Genomic DNA, 580 nt, shown 5'->3' on the forward strand with positions numbered 1-580 from the left:
CGGTGGCGTCGTCCACCTTGTAGAACTGGAGCACGGCGAGCTTCACCTTCTTGTGCTTGTGCTTCTGCTTCTTGGGCTTGGTGTACGTCTTCTTCTTGCGCTTCTTGGCGCCGCCGCGGAGGCGGAGCACCAGGTGGAGGGTGGACTCCTTCTGGATGTTGTAGTCGGCGAGGGTGCGTCCATCCTCCAGCTGCTTGCCAGCGAAGATCAGACGCTGCTGGTCTGGGGGAATCCCCTCCTTGTCCTGGATCTTGGCCTTCACATTATCAATGGTGTCGGAGCTCTCAACCTCCAAAGTGATGGTCTTCCCAGTCAAGGTCTTCACGAAGATCTGCATACCACCACGGAGACGAAGCACCAGGTGGAGGGTAGACTCCTTCTGGATGTTGTAGTCGGCGAGGGTGCGGCCATCCTCGAGCTGCTTGCCGGCGAAGATGAGACGCTGCTGGTCTGGGGGGATGCCCTCCTTGTCCTGGATCTTGGCCTTCACGTTGTCGATGGTGTCCGAGGACTCAACCTCCAGCGTGATCGTCTTCCCCGTCAGGGTCTTCACGAAGATCTGCATCTTCGCCGGCGGCCG

The 580-nt window shown here is 59.3% G+C and carries 1 protein-coding gene; it reads right to left on the reverse strand.

Annotated elements, in window-relative coordinates; translation table 11 throughout:
* On the reverse strand, nucleotides 1–580 hold a 580-nt coding region (locus tag NK662_RS24690), incomplete at both ends, for a ubiquitin family protein (RefSeq protein WP_254761363.1).

It is taken from the genome of Ectobacillus ponti (assembly GCF_024294785.1).
In the GTDB taxonomy this organism is placed as follows: Bacteria; Bacillota; Bacilli; order Bacillales; family Bacillaceae_G; genus Ectobacillus; species Ectobacillus ponti.